Origin of the sequence: Winslowiella toletana (genome assembly GCF_032164335.1) — a bacterium.
GTDB classification, from domain to species: Bacteria; Pseudomonadota; Gammaproteobacteria; order Enterobacterales; family Enterobacteriaceae; genus Erwinia; species Erwinia toletana_A.
Map to the genome: position 1 here is coordinate 4,754,935 of NZ_CP134152.1, position 18,714 is coordinate 4,773,648.

The 18,714-nt window shown below is 54.0% G+C and carries 16 protein-coding genes; 10 read left to right on the forward strand and 6 right to left on the reverse strand.

Features of this window, described 5'->3' with window-relative positions; all coding sequences use genetic code 11:
• Nucleotides 1-28: 28 nt before the first annotated feature.
• From metF to metB, 3 genes are all read right to left on the reverse strand, one after another.
• A complete protein-coding gene (gene metF, locus RIN69_RS21605) occupies nt 29-928 on the reverse strand; it encodes a methylenetetrahydrofolate reductase (RefSeq protein ID WP_313854482.1) in 900 nt (299 codons plus the stop codon).
• Nucleotides 929-1,154: 226 nt separating this feature from the next.
• On the reverse strand, nt 1,155-3,590 hold the full coding sequence (locus RIN69_RS21610; protein ID WP_313854484.1) for a bifunctional aspartate kinase/homoserine dehydrogenase II: 2,436 nt from the start codon (nt 3,588-3,590) through the stop codon (nt 1,155-1,157).
• Nucleotides 3,591-3,592: 2 nt separating this feature from the next.
• Nucleotides 3,593-4,753, reverse strand: a complete 1,161-nt coding sequence (gene metB / locus RIN69_RS21615) for a cystathionine gamma-synthase (protein WP_313854485.1) — start codon at nt 4,751-4,753, stop codon at nt 3,593-3,595.
• Between the two features lie 341 nt (nt 4,754-5,094).
• Here metB and metJ point away from each other — a divergent pair, with 341 nt between their 5' ends.
• Nucleotides 5,095-5,412, forward strand: coding sequence for a met regulon transcriptional regulator MetJ (metJ, locus tag RIN69_RS21620; RefSeq protein WP_125290568.1), 318 nt, complete (start codon nt 5,095-5,097; stop codon nt 5,410-5,412).
• A gap of 92 nt (nt 5,413-5,504) precedes the next feature.
• Here metJ and rpmE read toward each other — a convergent pair whose 3' ends face one another.
• The gene (rpmE, locus tag RIN69_RS21625; protein ID WP_313854487.1) at nt 5,505-5,720 is read right to left on the reverse strand and encodes a 50S ribosomal protein L31; all 216 of its coding nucleotides are present in this window, start codon (nt 5,718-5,720) and stop codon (nt 5,505-5,507) included.
• 217 nt (nt 5,721-5,937) lie between these two features.
• Between rpmE and priA the strand changes: the two genes are divergently transcribed.
• The 6 genes from priA (at nt 5,938) to rraA (ending at nt 13,113) form a co-directional block, all read left to right on the forward strand.
• The gene (priA, locus tag RIN69_RS21630) at nt 5,938-8,133 is read left to right on the forward strand and encodes a primosomal protein N' (RefSeq protein WP_313854488.1); all 2,196 of its coding nucleotides are present in this window, start codon (nt 5,938-5,940) and stop codon (nt 8,131-8,133) included.
• Between the two features lie 244 nt (nt 8,134-8,377).
• The gene (gene cytR, locus RIN69_RS21635) at nt 8,378-9,379 is read left to right on the forward strand and encodes a DNA-binding transcriptional regulator CytR (RefSeq protein ID WP_390902469.1); all 1,002 of its coding nucleotides are present in this window, start codon (nt 8,378-8,380) and stop codon (nt 9,377-9,379) included.
• A gap of 180 nt (nt 9,380-9,559) precedes the next feature.
• A complete protein-coding gene (ftsN, locus tag RIN69_RS21640; RefSeq protein ID WP_313854490.1) occupies nt 9,560-10,465 on the forward strand; it encodes a cell division protein FtsN in 906 nt (301 codons plus the stop codon).
• Between the two features lie 89 nt (nt 10,466-10,554).
• Nucleotides 10,555-11,085 carry an ATP-dependent protease subunit HslV gene (gene hslV / locus RIN69_RS21645; protein WP_004154863.1) on the forward strand — a complete coding sequence of 177 codons (531 nt, stop codon included), beginning with the start codon at nt 10,555-10,557 and terminating at the stop codon, nt 11,083-11,085.
• 11 nt (nt 11,086-11,096) lie between these two features.
• Nucleotides 11,097-12,428: an HslU--HslV peptidase ATPase subunit gene (hslU, locus tag RIN69_RS21650; protein ID WP_313854492.1), complete on the forward strand. Its 1,332-nt coding sequence runs from the start codon at nt 11,097-11,099 to the stop codon at nt 12,426-12,428.
• Nucleotides 12,429-12,627: 199 nt separating this feature from the next.
• Nucleotides 12,628-13,113 carry a ribonuclease E activity regulator RraA gene (gene rraA, locus RIN69_RS21655; RefSeq protein ID WP_313854493.1) on the forward strand — a complete coding sequence of 162 codons (486 nt, stop codon included), beginning with the start codon at nt 12,628-12,630 and terminating at the stop codon, nt 13,111-13,113.
• 64 nt (nt 13,114-13,177) lie between these two features.
• Here rraA and zapB read toward each other — a convergent pair whose 3' ends face one another.
• Nucleotides 13,178-13,417, reverse strand: coding sequence for a cell division protein ZapB (gene zapB / locus RIN69_RS21660; RefSeq protein WP_313854494.1), 240 nt, complete (start codon nt 13,415-13,417; stop codon nt 13,178-13,180).
• A gap of 441 nt (nt 13,418-13,858) precedes the next feature.
• On the opposite strand from zapB, the gene RIN69_RS21665 reads away from it, so the two are divergent.
• The 3 genes from RIN69_RS21665 (at nt 13,859) to glpX (ending at nt 17,423) form a co-directional block, all read left to right on the forward strand.
• A complete protein-coding gene (locus RIN69_RS21665) occupies nt 13,859-14,713 on the forward strand; it encodes an MIP/aquaporin family protein (RefSeq protein WP_313854496.1) in 855 nt (284 codons plus the stop codon).
• Nucleotides 14,714-14,747: 34 nt separating this feature from the next.
• Nucleotides 14,748-16,259, forward strand: a complete 1,512-nt coding sequence (gene glpK, locus RIN69_RS21670) for a glycerol kinase GlpK (protein WP_313854497.1) — start codon at nt 14,748-14,750, stop codon at nt 16,257-16,259.
• A gap of 153 nt (nt 16,260-16,412) precedes the next feature.
• The gene (gene glpX, locus RIN69_RS21675) at nt 16,413-17,423 is read left to right on the forward strand and encodes a class II fructose-bisphosphatase (protein WP_313854499.1); all 1,011 of its coding nucleotides are present in this window, start codon (nt 16,413-16,415) and stop codon (nt 17,421-17,423) included.
• Nucleotides 17,424-17,462: 39 nt separating this feature from the next.
• Here glpX and emrD read toward each other — a convergent pair whose 3' ends face one another.
• Entirely contained in the window at nt 17,463-18,641 is a 1,179-nt protein-coding gene (emrD, locus tag RIN69_RS21680) for a multidrug efflux MFS transporter EmrD (protein ID WP_313854501.1), read from the reverse strand.
• Nucleotides 18,642-18,714: the final 73 nt, after the last annotated feature.

An 18,714-nucleotide genomic window follows, 5' to 3' on the forward strand; every position in this document is an offset into this window, starting at 1 on the left:
AAGGGCGGCTCTATGCCGCCCTTAATCTTTATACCGCGGCCAATCCCGGACGCACGCCCAGCGTATGGCAAATCGCGTAGCTCAACTCAGCACGGTTCAGCGTATAGAAGTGGAAATCTTTCACCCCTTCACGGCTGAGAATCTTCACCATATCCATCGCCACATTGGCACCGACCATTTTGCGCGTCTCAGGGTCATCATCCAGCCCCGCAAACATCGCCGTCATCCAGCCCGGAACACGTACGTTAGTCATGGTGGCAAAACGCTGTAGCTGCTTAAAGTTAGACACTGGCAGAATGCCCGGCACGATTTCAACGTCAATGCCGGTCGAAACGCAGCGATCGCGAAAGCGCAGATAGCTCTCAACATCAAAGAAAAACTGAGTGATGGCGCGATTAGCCCCGGCATCAATTTTACGCTTCAGGTTAATCAGGTCGGCCTGCGCGCTTTTCGCTTCCGGATGCACTTCCGGATAAGCTGCTACTGAAATATCAAAGTCACCCACTTCACGCAGCAATGCCACTAAATCGGCGCCGTACATCTCCGGCTTGCCGCCGCCCGGCGGTAAATCGCCGCGCAGTGCCACAATATGACGAATACCGTTATTCCAGTAATCCTGGGCGATAGTGCGCAGCTCATCACGAGATGCGTCGATACAGGTCAGATGCGGTGCCGCTTCCAGACCGGTGCGATCTTTAATGCCTTTAATGATGCTGTGCGTACGGTCCCGCTCGCCAGAGTTAGCCCCGTATGTGACCGAAACAAATTTCGGTTTCAGACTGCTTAAACGATCGATCGAGCTCCAGAGAGTTTGTTCCATTTCACTGGTGCGTGGCGGAAAAAATTCAAAAGAGACATTAATTTGCCCGTTCAGCTCTGCCAGACTTTGATTCAGCGCTTCGCGCTGATTGGCGTGGAAAAAACTCATATCCGGTTACCTCATCCATCGCTTCTTATGATTATTACTGCGTAAGTTGAACATCCATACGTTTAGACGTCCAGACACTTAAATTGAACTATCGCGATGAAATCGTCAACATAAAAATGATCAACAGGCGTGACAAATCCTCAATCAAGGTGAAAGAGATTCAGGATGGCGGAGATTAGATGAAAATGGCCGGGATAACCGGCCACTGAAAGAAGAGTAAAAAGAACTACAGCAGCTGCGCCAGACGATTGATATCTGACTGAATTGCCCCGGCAGTGACATCACGCCCGGCACCCGGACCGCGGATCACCAGTGGATTATCACGATACCAGCGGCTTTCAATGGCAAAGACGTTATCGCACGGCAGCAATGAGGCCAGAGGATGCTCCGGTCGTACTGCTTCCACACCAACGCGTGCCTTACCATTGGCATCAAAACGGGCCACATAGCGCAACACCAGCCCCAGCTCCTGCGCAGCTTCCAGACGCTGTGACATCTGGTCATTCAGCGCATCACCATTTTCGAAGAAGTGATCGACCGAATCATTTTCACAACCGGCTGGCACCAGCGACTCGACCCGCACCTGATCCGGCTCAATATCATAGCCCGCTTCACGCGCCAGGATAACCAGCTTGCGCATCACGTCCTGACCCGAAAGGTCAACACGCGGATCCGGCTCCGTTAAGCCCTGCTGCCACGCCTGATCCACCAGCTCGGTAAACGGCACCGTGCCATCAAACTGCAGGAACAGCCACGACAGCGTGCCGGAGAAAATTCCACTGATAGCCAGAATACTGTCGCCGCTTTCGCGCAGATCGCGCACCGTATGGTTAACCGGTAAACCCGCGCCTACCGTGGCGTTATACAGCCAGTGGCGACCGGTTTTGGCAAAAGCATCGCGAATCTGACGCCAGGTATTGCTACAGGCAGCACCGGCCACCTTATTGGCACTGATCACGTGAAAACCGTGGCTGGCGAAGTCGAGATACTGATCGGCCAGCGGTGCACTGGCCGTCACATCCAGCACCACTAAGTCGTCGAACGGGTGCGCGCGCATCCACAGGAACAGCGACTCTTCATCCTGTGCAACCGCTTCATCTTCAAAAAACGCCAGCGCACGGCTGGCATCCAGTCCATCATAGCTCAGCAGGCTACGGCGGCTGTCCACCACCCCGGCCAGCACAAACTCAAAACCGGTACGGGCAGAAATTATTTCGTGCTCGCGGGCAAACAGCTCTAACCAGCGCGAACCAATATTGCCTTTGCCAAACAGCATCAAGCCAATGCGTTTTTCGGCGCGGAACAGCGACTGATGTAAACCCTGAACCAGATGTGCGGTCGGTCCAACACGCAGCACCGCCACCAGGCTGATGCTGTCTTCTGATTGCCAGATAAACTCTACCGGCTGATCTTTGATCTGTTGCCAGAAACGGTGGCTGTGCAGCGGGTTGCGGCTGACGCCTGCCCCCACCAGCGCCACCAGCGCCAGCCCGTCACGCAGCTGAAGATGGCCAGGCAAAGCGGCGTCCTGCAGCACATCCAGCGCGCTGTTAACCACTTCGGAGGTGTAGCACAACTGCAAAAGGTTACGGTCAGGATGCACACCGGTAGCCAGTGGACGCAGCTGCGCGCGCTTCAGCAGCAGATCGACCTCTTTGTGCAGTGTTTTAAAATCGTGCTGAGGCGGAACCTGGAATTCAATCAGGCAAACATCATCATGGCTGGTGACAATACGCGCACCGGTACCCGAAGCCAGCACACGCTCAATGCGGGTCGAACCCTGCTCTGGCTGATAACTGCAACGCAATTGCAGATCGATGTCGCTACCTGAAACCGGCTGAAGCGTACGAGTATGCAATACCGGTGCCGCTAAACGCGCCAGTTCACTGGCTTCATCCAGTCGCAGCAGCGGCAGCAAACAGGCATCTTTCACTTTACGCGGGTCAGCGCTGTAGACCCCGGCGACATCACTCCAGATGGTGACGCGCGATGCACCCGCCAGCGCACCAATTTGTGTGGCCGAGTAGTCCGAGCCGTTACGCCCCAACAGCACGGTTTCCCCTGCATCACTGCGACAAATAAAGCCGGTTACCACCAGGCGCTGATGCGGATGCTGGGCGATCAGCTGTTGCAGCAGTGGCCAGGATTTGCCTTCATCCACCTGCGGCTGCGCCGCGCGCTCGGCGCGCAGAAAATCACGCGCATCCAGCCAGACGGCTGCCATATCACGTTGATTCAGCACTGCCGCCATCAGGCGTGCCGACCAGACTTCACCGTGCCCTACCACCTCGGCATAAATCGCATCGGTAATTTTGCCATCCAGCAAGACCGCCAGCTTTTCCAGATCCTGGATAAACTCAGCAATCATCGGTTCGGCGTATTCAGCAGGCAGCAGGCCACCGATCAGCTCGCTTTGATAGCGACGCAGCGCTTGTTGCACCTGATGAGCCGAAAGGCGATCGCTTTGGCTTAACTTCAACCAGCTAATCAGCTGGTTAGTGGTGCTACCGGCGGCCGAAACCACCATCAGATCGCCCGGCTGACTGTAATCCGCCATAATACCGGCCACGCGCTGGTAACATTTGGCATCAGCCAGACTGCTGCCGCCAAATTTATGCAATTGCCGCGCGTTGTGCGTCCCTGCTACTGCTGAAATACTCATGATTACCTCTCGGCCGCTACCCGGAATGCATTATCCAGATCGGCTATTAAATCTTCGTGATCCTCAATTCCGACAGAAATACGCAGCAACGTTTCTGAAATTCCCGCTTCGGCACGCGCCTGCGCTGACATACCGGCATGGGTCATGGTCGCGGTATGGGAGATCAGACTTTCTACGCCGCCCAGCGATTCTGCCAGGGTAAACAGTTCCAGCGCTTTGAGGAAGCGACGCAGCGTCTGCTCATCACCATTCAGCTCAAAACTTAACATGGCACCAAAGCCACGTTGTTGTCGTACTGCGTATTCATGGCCGGTATTTTCCGGCAGTGAAGGATGATACAGCTTTTTCACTAAAGGTTGTTGCTTCAGGTAATCAACAATTGCCAGCGCATTGCGTTGTGCCGCTGCCATGCGTGGTGCAAGGGTGCGCAGACCGCGCAACAGCAGATAGCTGTCAAATGCCGCGCCGGTGACGCCGATATTGTTCGCCCACCACGCCAATTCAGTGGCGGTATCGGCATCTTTCGAAATCACCGCGCCGGCAACCACATCCGAGTGACCATTCAGGTACTTGGTGCAGGAGTGGATCACCAGGTCAGCACCCAGTGCCAGCGGATTCTGCAATGCCGGACTAAGGAAAGTGTTATCCACCACGCTGATCGCGCCTGCTTCACGTGCGGCTTGACAGATTGCGGCGATATCCACCACCCGCAGCAGCGGATTGCTCGGGCTTTCAATCAGTACCAGCTTCGGTTTTTCCGCCAGTGCCGCCGTCAATGCCGCCGCATCGTTTTGATCGACAAACTTCACCCGGTAAGCACCGCGCTTGCTCAGACTGTCAAACAGGCGATAGCTGCCGCCGTAACAGTCGTGCGGGGCCACCAGCAGATCGCCAGGCTTCAGGAACACAGTACACACCAGATGAATTGCGGACATACCGGTGTTGGTCATCACGGCGCCGGCACCGCCTTCCAGCTCCGCTAATGCGCGCTGAACCACATCACGTGTAGGATTACCACGACGCGAATAGTCATGGGCACGCGGCTGGTTGAAGTCGGTGAAGTTATAGGTGCTGGAGAGGTGAATCGGTGGGACAACGCAGCCATATTGCTCGTCATCATTCAAACCGCTGCGAACTGCGATGGTTGCCTGTTTACGCGTCATGGTGCTCACTGTTCCTGACTGGAGAGTAATAGAAGGTGTACAGAATAGCATTACGACAATAGACGTCAATACATCTGGACATCTAAATGTCTTTGCGTATAGATTGAGCAAAGCGTCAATACCCGCTAAGATTACGCGACATACGCCCAACAGTTTCCCAATGGTTGCCGTTATTCGGCAATGGGTAACATGCAGGGTCTGGCCAGGCTGAAATCCACGCGCATCACTGTTTGATGTTAAGCAGAAAACGCTGACATTTATTAGTGAGAAGCGGCAAGATCGGGCATAATTGGCTGATTTCCGACAATTTCACTTTTAAATGATAATTATTAAGGTAACCCATGGCTGAATGGAACGGCGAATATATCAGCCCTTACGCTGAGCACGGTAAGAAGAGCGAGCAGGTTAAGAAAATAACAGTTTCTATCCCCCTGAAAGTTCTCAAAATTTTAACTGATGAGCGTACACGCCGTCAGGTAAACAACTTGCGTCATGCAACGAATAGCGAGCTGCTGTGTGAAGCCTTTTTGCACGCCTTTACCGGACAGCCGCTGCCGGATGACGTGGATTTACGCAAAGAGCGTAGCGACGAAATCCCTGAAGCAGCAAAAGCGATTATGCGTGAAATGGGTGTCGATCCGGATACCTGGGAATATTAATTCCGCTTTAAGCTAACTTTGCTGAATACCAGCCATAAAAAAACCCGGCCGAAGCCGGGTTTTTCTTATTAACAAAACCGTAAGCGGTTTTATTAAGCTTTGCTGCCTGGAATGCTGAAACGCTTGTTGAAGCGGTCAACACGGCCACCGCTAGCAACGTCACGCTGCTTACCGGTGTAGAACGGGTGGCATTTGCCACAAACGTCCAGGTTCAGGTCACGGCCAACAGTTGAGCCGATTTTCATTTCGTTACCGCAAGAACATTTAGCAGTAATTTCAGTGTAAGTTGGGTGAATACCTTTTTTCATGGGAAAACCTCAGTTAAGGCCGCGTCGCTCTCCCGTGCCAGGAAATTTCCTGCACCGGCACCACACGAAGATTAAAAAATTAGGTGTCATTGATACTGAAACGCGGTATCAAAGGCGGCGAACTATACAGAAAATCACCACCCTCTGCAATCGAATCCGCACATTCCAGACCACACAGTGTACACTATCTCGTCATTTTTTTCATCTGGATGAATTCATGCCCGTTGTTCAGGTCGCGCTTCCGGTTCCACTTGCCCGCAATTTTGATTATCTGTTGCCCGCCCACCTGCAGGTGGTGACTGGCGGACGCGTCAGCGTCCCTTTTGGCAAACGTAAAGCCATCGGCATCGTCGTTGGCGTGAGCGAAAGCAGTGACTTTCCGCTGGATCAGCTAAAAGCGGTGCATGAAGTACTCGATCAGCAGTCGCTGTTTTCCCCTTCGCTGTGGCGCATTCTGCTGTGGGCGGCTGACTATTATCATTACCCGTTAGGAGAAGTGCTGTTCCATGCCATCCCGGTATTGCTGCGCCAGGGAAAACCGGCACTGGAGGCGCCGCTCTGGCAGTGGTTTATCACTGAACAGGGCCGTGAAACCGCCAGCGAGAGCTTAAAGCGTGCGCCAAAGCAGCAGCAGGCATTAGCCGCGCTGCGCCAGCGCCCAATCTATCGTCATGAAGTCACCGCTCAGGATTTGACGGATGCCACTCTGCAATCGCTGCGTGCTAAAGGCTTATGTGAACTGCGTGAGCATCAACGCGCGCCGGACGACTGGCGCGACAACTATGCGGTAAAAGGTGAACGCCTGCGGCTGAATACCGAGCAGGCAACCGCCGTCGGGGCGATCCGTAGCGAAGATGACCATTTTGCCGCCTGGTTACTGGCTGGCATTACCGGCTCGGGTAAAACCGAGGTGTATCTCAGCATTCTGGAAAACGTGCTGGCCAGTGGCCGTCAGGCGCTGATTATGGTGCCGGAAATTGGCCTGACGCCGCAGACCATCGCCCGCTTTCGCGAGCGTTTTAATGCTCCCGTCGACGTACTGCATTCGGCACTCAACGACAGCGAGCGTCTTGCCGTCTGGCTGCGCGCGCGCAGTGGCGAAACCGCTATCGTCATTGGCACTCGCTCCGCACTGTTCACTCCTTTTGCCCGGCTGGGTGTCATCGTTATCGATGAAGAACACGACAGTTCCTACAAACAGCAAGAGGGATGGCGCTATCAGGCGCGTGACCTGGCGGTATTTCGTGCGCGCGAAGAGGACATTCCGATTGTAATGGGCTCGGCGACGCCAGCGCTGGAAACCTTGCATAACGTGCAGATGGGCAAATATCGCCAGCTCAGCCTGAGTAAACGTGCCGGTAATGCGCGTCAGGCGACGCAGCAGCTGATCGATTTAAAAGGCGTCAAGTTGCAGGGTGGCTTATCTCCGGCGCTGATTCAAAAAATTCGTCAGCACCTGCAAGCCGATAATCAGGTACTGCTGTTTCTCAATCGCCGCGGCTTTTCGCCTGCGCTGTTGTGCCATGAATGTGGCTGGATAGCCGAATGTCAGCGCTGCGATCACTACTACACGCTGCATCAGAACCAGCGCCAGCTGCGCTGTCATCACTGCGACAGCCAGCGCCCGGTGCCTCACCAGTGTCCGCAGTGCGGCTCCACCCACCTGGTGCCGGTCGGTCTGGGAACCGAGCAGCTGGAACATAACCTCTCCGCGCTGTTTCCCGGCGTACCGCTGTCACGCATTGACCGTGATACCACCAGCCGCAAAGGCGCGCTGGAACAACATCTCAATGAGGTACATCGCGGCGGCGCACGCATTCTGGTGGGCACCCAGATGCTGGCAAAAGGCCATCACTTTCCTGATGTTACGCTGGTTTCGCTACTTGATGTCGATGGCGCGCTGTTCTCTGCCGACTTCCGTTCCGCAGAGCGTTTCGCCCAGCTGTATACCCAGGTTGCCGGGCGTGCCGGTCGCGCGGGTAAACAGGGCGAAGTGTTATTACAAACTCATCACCCGGATCATCCTCTGCTGCAAACGCTGTTGCATCAGGGCTATGACGCCTTTGCCAGCCAGACGCTGCAGGAGCGTAAAAGCGTATTTTTACCACCCTATACCAGCCATGTACTGATCCGCGCCGAAGATCACGACAATCAGCAGGCCGCCGCATTTCTGCAACAGCTGCGTAACCTGTTTGAAGCCAGTCCGTTAAAAGATGAGGCGCTGTGGGCCATGGGCCCGGTTCCCGCTCTGCTGGCAAAACGCAGTGGTCGTTATCGCTGGCAGCTACTGCTGCAGCATCCCTCACGCGCGCTGTTACAGCGCCTGCTGAAAACCAGCCTGCCGCTGGTGAGCACCCTGCCCCTGTCGCGCAAGGTCAAGTGGACGCTTGATGTCGATCCCAGCGAAAGCTGATCGCAGAGCCAGAACCGTAAAGGTTCTGCGAGAAGGATCGAAAAAAGTCGATTAAGTCACAATTTTTATGCAAATTAAGTAACAGCATCTCAACACAATCTGTTAAGAATGTGATGGTCATCCGCAAATAGTCGCAGACACGCTACGACTATGATAGTTCGCATAAAATCCAGTTGGTCAGGTCAGCTTTGCTGGCGTGAGGAGAAGAGTGTTGGAGCACAATCCAGAGACAACGGCAGCTACAATGAAAGATGTGGCTGAAAGAGCAGGGGTTTCAACGGCCACCGTGTCACGCGCACTGATGAATCCGGAAAAGGTTTCAGCGGCAACGCGGCAAAAAGTTGAACAAGCGGTAATCGATGTCGGCTACTCCCCACATGCGCTGGCGCGCAATGCTAAACGCAGTGAATCACGTACCATCCTGGTGATTGTGCCGGATATTTGCGACCCATTTTTCAGCGAGATTATTCGCGGCGTGGAGGTGACTGCCGCCGCCGAAGGCTATCTGGTGTTGATTGGTGACTGCGCCCATCAGAATCAGCAGGAAAAATCATTTTTAAACCTGATGCTGACGCGACAAATCGACGGCATGGTGTTACTTGGCTCGCAGTTGCCGTTTGAAACCGGGGTGGAAGAGCAGCGTAATCTGCCGCCGATGGTGATGGCCAATGAGTTTGCGCCAGAACTTGAGTTACCCACGGTGCATATTGATAACCTGACCGCCGCTTTTGAAGCGGTCAGTCATCTGCATCAGCTCGGCCATCGTCGCATCGCCTGTATTGCCGGGCCGGAAGAGATGCCACTCTGTCATTATCGTCTGCAGGGCTATATTCAGGCGCTGCGCCGTAACGGCCTGGCCGTCGATGCCGACTATATTGTGCGTGGTGATTTCACGTTTGAAGCGGGCTCAGCAGCATTTAAACAGCTGATGGCGCTACCACAACCGCCAGATGCGCTATTCTGTCATAGCGACATTATGGCGCTCGGTGCCATGTCGCAGGCGAAAAGCATGGGCTTGCGCGTACCGCAGGATATCTCGCTGGTTGGCTTCGATGATATTGAGCTGTCCCGCTACAGTGACCCATCACTGACCACCGTCGCTCAGCCGCGTTTTAATATTGGACGCGAAGCGATGCTATTGTTACTGGAACAGTTACAGGGAAAACTGGTCAGTAACGGGTCGCGGCTGCTCGATTTTGAATTAAAAGTTCGCGGCAGCAGCGCGCGCGCCGGGCGTAATAAATAACCGGCTGTTTTATCCCAATGTGAGATTCAGCAGATTCTTAGGTGACTCACTGCTGGTCAAACTTCCAGCCCTTGAGTAACATGACGTGCTAATAGCCGGGCTGATAATGTGCTGACTTAAGCACCGCTCACCATCGCTTGCCCGGCGTGCATTTTCTTATTTGATATTAGCGGAACGATAGTGGCACAAAAAGATTATGTAGGCCGCGGGCGTTCGACAGGGACGCGTCGCAAAAAGAGTAACAGTCGCAGCAAAAAACGCAGCAGTGGATCAGGTGTATCCAAACTGATGGTGGTTCTGGCTGCAGCGGTATTGATCACATTTGTTGGTGGCTTATGGTTTATTGCCCATCACAAAAAAGAGGAAGTGCCGGTCATTCCCGACCATAAAGCCACAGGTAATGGCCTGCCGCCAAAACCTGAAGAGCGCTGGCGCTATATAAAAGAGCTGGAAAATCGTCAGATTGGTGTGCCGATACCGAAAGAGCCATCTGCCGGCGGCGAAGTACGCTCCCAGACGCAACTGACCAATGAACAGCGCCAGTTGCTGGAGCAGATGCAGGCCGATATGCGCCAGGCGCCGACTCAGCTGAATGAAGTACCGTGGAATGAGCAGACACCTGCTCAGCGCCAACAAACGCTTCAGCAGCAGCAACAGCAACAGGCTAAGCAACAGCAGCAGCGCCTGTCGCAGCAAAACCAGTTGCAGCAGCAGTCACGCATGCAGCAGCAGCAACAACAGCAAACTCAACCGGTAGCGCCAGTCACGCGCGAACCCGTTCGTCAGGCACCGGTACAAGCGGCTAAACCGCAGGAAACGGCGAAGGCGAAAGAAGAGAAGAAAGAAGAGAAACCGAAAACACAAAGCTGGATGGTGCAGTGCGGTTCCTTCAAAGGCACCGACCAGGCTGAGTCTGCTCGTGCCGCACTGGCATTCGAAGGATTTGAGAGCCGGATTACCACCGGTGGCGGCTGGAATCGCGTGGTGGTTGGCCCGTACAACAATCGTGCAAGCGCCGACAGTACGCTGAAGCGCCTGCGTGGTTCAGGCCACTCAAACTGCATTCCACTCGCGGTTGGGGGTTGAAACCCGTCAAACTCGCCCCATATCTTGTTGCATAATGCCCTGCACCACGCGTGCAGGGACATCTTCCGACTGTAACAAGGGGTCTGCCCGTGACAACAATAGTAAGTGTACGACGCAACGGCCAGGTAGTGATTGGCGGTGATGGCCAGGCTACTCTCGGCAATACCGTGATGAAAGGCAACGTCAAAAAAGTGCGTCGTCTCTACAACGACAAGGTCATCGCCGGATTTGCTGGCGGCACCGCAGATGCCTTCACCCTGTTTGAACTCTTTGAACGTAAGCTGGAAATGCATCAGGGGCATCTGGTGAAAGCGGCTGTGGAACTGGCGAAAGACTGGCGTACCGACCGTATGCTGCGCAAGCTGGAAGCCCTGCTGGCGGTCGCCGATGAAAACGCCTCGCTGATTATCACCGGTAACGGTGACGTGATTCAGCCAGAGAACGATCTTATTGCCATCGGTTCAGGTGGTCCTTACGCTCAGGCTGCCGCTCGCGCGCTGCTGGAAAATACCGATATCGGCGCACGCGATATCGTGGAAAAAGCGTTGGGCATTGCAGGTGATATCTGTATCTACACCAACCATAATCTCACCATTGAAGAACTACCGTCCAAAGCGTAAGGATCCTAACTATGTCTGAAATGACTCCGCGCGAAATCGTCAGCGAACTCAACAGATTTATCATCGGCCAGGACGGCGCCAAGCGTGCCGTGGCAATCGCCCTGCGCAACCGCTGGCGCCGCATGCAACTGGACGAAGAGTTACGTCATGAAGTCACGCCAAAAAATATTCTGATGATCGGCCCGACCGGCGTCGGTAAAACCGAAATCGCTCGTCGTCTGGCTAAACTGGCTAACGCGCCGTTTATCAAAGTTGAAGCGACTAAATTCACCGAAGTCGGCTATGTCGGTAAAGAAGTGGATTCCATTATCCGCGACCTGACCGATTCTGCGCTGAAAATGGTACGCATGCAGGCTATCGACAAGAATCGTTACCGCGCCGAAGAGATGGCGGAAGAGCGTATTCTTGACGTGCTGATTCCACCAGCGAAAAACAACTGGGGACAATCAGAAGCCGCTGCTGAGCCCTCTTCCGCACGTCAGTCATTCCGTAAGAAATTGCGTGAAGGCCAGCTGGACGACAAAGAGATTGAAATCGATCTGGCTGCATCGCCGATGGGCGTCGAGATCATGGCTCCTCCGGGTATGGAAGAGATGACCAATCAGCTACAGTCGATGTTCCAGAACCTCGGTGGGCAGAAGCAGAAACCACGTAAGCTGAAAATCAAAGAAGCGATGAAGCTGCTGGTTGAAGAAGAAGCGGCGAAGCTGGTCAATCCGGAAGAGCTGAAAGAAGCGGCAATCGAAGCGGTGGAACAGCACGGTATCGTGTTTATCGACGAGATCGATAAAATCTGTAAGCGTGGCGAATCTTCCGGTCCCGATGTCTCCCGCGAAGGGGTACAGCGTGATCTGCTGCCGCTGGTTGAAGGCTGCACCGTTTCCACCAAGCACGGCATGGTTAAAACCGATCACATTCTGTTTATCGCCTCCGGCGCATTCCAGGTTGCCAGCCCTTCCGATCTGATTCCGGAACTGCAGGGTCGTCTGCCAATCCGCGTTGAATTACAGGCGTTAACGGTAAATGACTTCGAACGCATCCTGACTGAGCCTAACGCCTCGGTTACCGTGCAGTACAAAGCGCTGATGGGTACCGAAGGGGTGAATGTTGATTTCACCGACGATGGCATCCGTCGTATCGCCGAAGCGGCATGGCAGGTTAACGAGTCCACCGAAAATATCGGTGCGCGTCGTCTGCATACCGTACTGGAGCGTCTGATGGAAGATATCTCCTATGACGCCAGCGATCGCCCGGGTGACTCCGTCACCATTGATGCCGCCTATGTTGGTAAGCATCTGGATGAACTGGTTGCAGACGAAGATCTCAGCCGCTTTATCCTGTAATTATTGCCGGGACGGCAAACATGCCGTCCCTACTCACCCGCCTGCTTTTTTCACGCCTTTCATCAATTTCTGTTTCACTGGTGATGCGAAATTTATCTCCGGCAACCTCAGTGCATAATTTCTGACAATTGATGATTTTGCCAACAGCCGCCATAAAGCGATATACTTAGCGCTCCTGTGGCAAACAGACGAAACTCCTATGAAATACGATACTTCCGAACTCTGCGACATCTATCATGAAGAAGTGAATGTTGTAGAACCGCTATTTTCTAACTTTGGTGGCCGCACCTCCTTTGGTGGCCAGATCATCACGGTGAAATGTTTCGAGGATAACGGCCTGCTCTGGGACCTGCTGGAAGAGAATGGCCGCGGGCGTGTGCTATTGGTGGATGGCGGCGGTTCGGTACGCCGTGCGTTGATTGACGCCTCACTGGCGCGTCTGGCAGCGCAAAACGAATGGGAAGGTATCGTCGTTTACGGCTCGGTGCGTCAGGTCGATGATCTCGAAGAATTGGATATCGGTATTCAGGCCATCGCTGCAATCCCGGTGGGAGCCGCAGGCGAAGGCATTGGTGAAAGCGATATCCGGGTGAATTTCGGCGGCGTAACGTTCTTCTCCGGTGACCATCTTTATGCGGATAACACCGGCATTATCCTGTCTGAAGACCCACTCGACATCGAGTAGCGTGCTGCAGAAAACAAAACGGGTGCCCTGAGGCACCCGTTTTTGTTCTGTCAGTACTGAGATATCAGACTTCTTCCATCTTTCCCAGCAGAGCACGCAGACGTTCCTGCCAGACATGCTGCTCTTCTTTCAGCTGCTGGTTTTCGCGTACCAGCGACTCGCTATTACCTGAAGCCTGGCTGACTTCATGCTTCAGGTTATTGTTTTGATCTTTCAGCTCTTCGATTTCCATCTGCAGCAGAGTGATGGTATCAATCGCCTGCTGTACTTTCGCTTCCAGTTTCTCGAACACTTCAAATGACATCTTTATGACCTCTCCTAATCGCAGGGCGTTGATGATGCTAGCCGCAGGCTATGAGATTCATCGAAAAACTCCGCGGATAACAACGATTCCCCGATTGTATGTAGCCCGGCACTGCAAGTCCAGCAGCGAACCCATACCAGGTGCAGTCTGTAACAATTTTCAGCCTAAGACTAAAATTCGGCGCGAACAGTGACGCCTATAGTAGCGACGAAAAGAACATCCGGCGATGCGAACATTTTTAGCGGCTTTAATGATGTTTTTGGAAAGTGAAAAGACGCGGAATCGCTCATTTTTATGACATGGTACACAATTTTCGATTTCGCTATTTCTCGAAAATGCTCGTTAACGATAAATTCACATAAGCCCTACATTAGATCGGGGTCACTCACGGACAGAGAACAAAGACCGACAACACTTAACCTCGCCTTCAGGAATTTCATTATGAGCCAGACAGCAACAAGTACGCTTAAAGGTCAGTGCATCGCCGAGTTCCTCGGAACCGGTTTGATCATCTTCTTCGGCGCAGGATGCGTCGCAGCAATGAAGTTAGCCGGCGCCAGTTTCGGCCAGTGGGAAATCAGTATTATCTGGGGTCTCGGCGTATCGATGGCGATCTATCTGAGCGCCGCTATCTCCGGTGCTCATCTCAATCCGGCGGTCACCATCGCGCTGTGGCTGTTCGCCTGCTTCGATCGTCGTAAAGTCGTCCCTTATATTGTCGCCCAGGTTGCCGGGGCCTTTTGTGCCGCAGCGCTGGTATACGGTCTTTACTACAATCTGTTTTTCAATTTTGAAGAAACACATCAGATTGTGCGCGGCTCGACAGAAAGCCTCGACCTGGCAGGCATCTTCTCGACCTATCCGAATTCACTGGTAGGAACCGGGCAGGCATTTTTGATTGAAATGGTGATTACTGCGGTATTAATGGCGCTGATTATGGCGCTGACTGATGACGGTAACGGCATTCCACGTGGCCCACTGGCACCGCTGCTGATCGGCCTGCTGATTGCGGTGATTGGTGCTTCAATGGGCCCACTGACCGGCTTTGCACTGAACCCGGCTCGTGATTTCGGACCTAAGCTGTTTGCCTGGGCAGCAGGCTGGGGCGACATAGCCTTCACCGGTGGCCGTGAGGTTCCCTATTTCCTCGTGCCGATTTTCGGACCTTTAGTGGGCGCATGTCTGGGCGCATTCGGCTATCGTGCTTTGATAGGTCGTCACTTGCCGTGCGATGTTTGTGTCGCTGATAAAGAAGAGGCTGAAAAGCCTGCACGCGCAGAACAACGTAAAGCGTAATTGTGCCCATCTTTTACACCATCAGGAATTGATTATGACTACAGAGAAAAAATACATCGTCGCGCTCGACCAGGGCACCACCAGCTCACGTGCTGTAGTACTGGATCATGATGCGAATATCATCGCCGTCTCACAGCGTGAATTTCAGCAGATTTACCCAAAAACGGGCTGGGTTGAGCACGACCCGATGGAAATCTGGGCTTCACAAAGCTCGACGCTGGTTGAAGTGCTGGCAAAAGCCGACATTAATTCGGATCAAATCGCCGCGATTGGTATCACCAACCAGCGTGAAACTGCGATTGTCTGGGATAAAGAGACCGGCAAACCGATTTATAACGCCATTGTCTGGCAGTGCCCGCGTACCGCTGACTTTTGCGAAAAACTGAAGAAAGAAGGTCTGGAAGAGTACATTCGCCATACTACCGGGCTGGTAATTAACCCGTATTTCTCCGGTACTAAAGTAAAATGGATTCTCGATCACGTTGAAGGCGCTCGTGAGCGCGCCAAACGTGGTGAGTTGCTGTTCGGTACCGTGGATACCTGGCTGATCTGGAAAATGACTCAGGGACGGGTACATATCACCGACTTTACCAACGCCTCGCGTACCATGATGTTTGATATTCATAAACTGGAATGGGATCAGCGCATGCTGGATATCCTTGATATCCCGCGCGAAATGCTGCCAGAGGTACGTAAGTCCTCCGAAGTTTACGGCCAGACCAATATTGGTGGTAAAGGCGGCACGCGTATTCCTATCGCCGGTATTGCCGGTGATCAGCAGGCGGCGCTGTATGGCCAGCTGTGCGTCACTGAAGGGATGGCGAAAAACACCTACGGTACCGGCTGCTTTATGCTGATGAATACCGGCACCGAAGCCGTAACCTCCACCCATGGACTGCTGACCACCATCGCCTGTGGTCCACGCGGTGAAGTGAACTATGCGCTGGAAGGTGCTGTATTTATCGGTGGCGCGTCAATTCAGTGGCTGCGTGATGAAATGAAGCTCATCAGCGAGTCTGAAGATTCAGAATACTTCGCCACCAAGGTGAAGGATACCAACGGCGTATACGTGGTTCCGGCATTTACCGGCCTGGGTGCTCCGTACTGGGACCCGTATGCGCGTGGCGCAATCTTCGGCCTGACGCGCGGTGCAAATGCGAACCATATTATTCGTGCTACGCTGGAATCCATCGCTTATCAGACGCGTGACGTGCTGGAAGCGATGCAGGCTGATGCCGGCACCCGCTTGCAGTCGCTGCGTGTTGATGGCGGTGCGGTTGCCAATAACTTCCTGATGCAGTTCCAGTCCGACATTCTTGGCACCCGCGTTGAGCGCCCGGAAGTGCGTGAAGTTACCGCACTGGGTGCCGCTTACCTCGCCGGCCTGGCCGTCGGTTTCTGGAAAGATCTCGAGGAAGTTCGCGCCAAATCGGTCATTGAACGTGAATTCCGTCCCAGCATCGAAACCACCGAGCGTAACTACCGTTATGCCGGCTGGCAGAAAGCGGTTGCCCGTGCGAAATCCTGGGAAGATCACGACGAGTAATGCTTTACCCCATACGGGATAAGCAGCTTGTAAGCCATCAACAGGGGAGCCAACAACGGCTCCCCTGCTGTTAACGATGCGCATTCGCTGAAGTTTTGCCTGCCACCAACTGTGATAAACTCCTTGCCTCTTTAACTCCCTCCGAGGCATGTCATGAAACGAGAACTCGCCATTGAATTTTCACGCGTTACCGAAGCCGCCGCGCTGGCCGGATATAAGTGGTTAGGACGCGGAGATAAAAATATCGCCGATGGCGCTGCCGTTCATGCCATGCGCATCATGCTGAATAAAGTGGATATCGACGGGCAGATCGTGATTGGCGAAGGCGAAATTGATGAAGCGCCAATGCTGTATATTGGCGAGAAAGTCGGTACCGGCAACGGCGATGCAGTCGATATTGCCGTCGATCCTATCGAAGGCACCCGCATGACCGCCATGGGCCAGGCCAATGCACTGGCGGTATTGGCCGTCGGCGATAAAGGCACCTTTCTGCATGCGCCGGATATGTATATGGAAAAGCTGATTGTCGGCCCAGGCGCGAAAGGCAGTATCGATCTTAATCTGCCACTGGACGAGAATTTACAGCGCATTGCACTGGCGCTGGGCAAACCGCTGGCGGCACTCACCGTCACGATCCTTGCCAAGCCGCGCCACGACGCCGTAATAAAACAGATGCAGCAGCTGGGCGTTCGCGTCTTTGCTATTCCTGATGGTGATGTTGCCGCATCGATTCTGACCTGCATGCCGGACAGTGAAGTCGACGTGCTTTATGGCATCGGCGGCGCGCCAGAAGGCGTGGTCTCCGCTGCGGTGATCCGCGCTTTAGATGGTGATATGCAGGGGCGTTTGCTGGCACGTCACGTGGTAAAAGGGGATAACGCCGACAACCGCCGCATTGGCGAGCAGGAACTGGAGCGCTGCGAGCAGATGGGCATTACTGCCGGTAAGGTATTGCAGCTGGATGAGATGGCGCGTACCGATAATGTGGTTTTTGCTGCTACTGGCATTACCAGCGGCGACCTGCTGAAAGGCATTACGCGCAACGGCAATATCGCCACCACGGAAACCCTGCTGATCCGTGGCAAATCGCGCACCATTCGCCGCATTCAGTCTATTCACTACCTCGATCGTAAAGACACCAGCCTGCAGGAATATATTTTATAATGCGGCCAGGGCCAGAGACGTCTGGCCCTCAGTATTTCGTCAGACAGCCTGCGGTTCCGGTCTTTTTGACAAAGGCCACCAGCAAACCAGTATCAGCATTGCCATGGCAAACATCAGCATGCCGAGGCTGAACTGCCCGTTCTGCGGCAGCATTGCTGACAGCCAGGCAGTCAGCCCCGATCCTAAATTCTGCATACCGCCGACCAGCGCACCAGCAGTACCTGCCAGATAAGGATAAGGCTCCATCGCACCGGTCGTCGCCAGCGGAAAAAGCATTCCCGCGCCGAAAAAGAACAGCGCCGCGGGCACAATTAGCGTCCAGATGTTCATGATGCCAAACCACGCCGGGACCCACATCATCATTCCCGCCAGCAGACAGCTGTTAACCGAATACCACATCAGCGTGTTAAACGATTTATTATCGCGCCCGGCATACCATGCACCAAAAAATGCCGCCGGAATCGGCAGAATAAACAGAATACTGACGGTCAGTGCGCTTAGCTTTAGTACACCACCCATCAGCACGCCGCAGCTGGCCTCAAATACCGCAATACCCGCCAGCGCCCCGATCAGCATAATCAGATAACGCACAAAAGTGGTATCGGCCAGCAGTGGGCGATAGCGCGAAAACAGCGGGCGCTTATCCTGCGGCTCAGGCCGGGTTTCCGGCAGCCAGCGCAACATCGCGCCGCTGACGCCCAGACACAGAATCAGCAGAAAGGCAAAACAGGCGTGCCAGCCAAACAGATGGGTTAACACGGCGCCAATCACCGGTGCCAGTAACGGGCTGACCAGAATACCCATATTCAGCAGGCTATTAGCGTGGCGTAACGCTGCGCCGGCATACAGGTCGCGCGGCATGGTGCGCGCCATTACGCCAGCCACACCGGTTCCCATCCCCTGCAACGCGCAGGCGAAGATCAGGCTATCGAAAGTGGGTGCAAACAATGCAGCAATAGCGCCGGTAATAAAGATCGCCATACCGATTAAAATAATCGGCCGCCGACCAAAGCTGTCGGACAACGGGCCATACAGCAGCTGTGAAGCGCCGTAAGTGATCAGATAGGCCGCCATTAGCCGTTGCACCGCGCCATCGCGCACGTTAAACGCATCCGCGATGGTCGCCATGGCCGGAACATAGATGGTTTGCGCCATCTGGCCGACGGCCACCAGCACAATCAACATCACTAACAGGTGACTGTTTTCAATTTTCTTCATGATAACTTCTGCAGAACGAACGTCGCCGTACTTTCCGTCAGACAGAAAATACCGGGCAAGCTAAGATTAATGG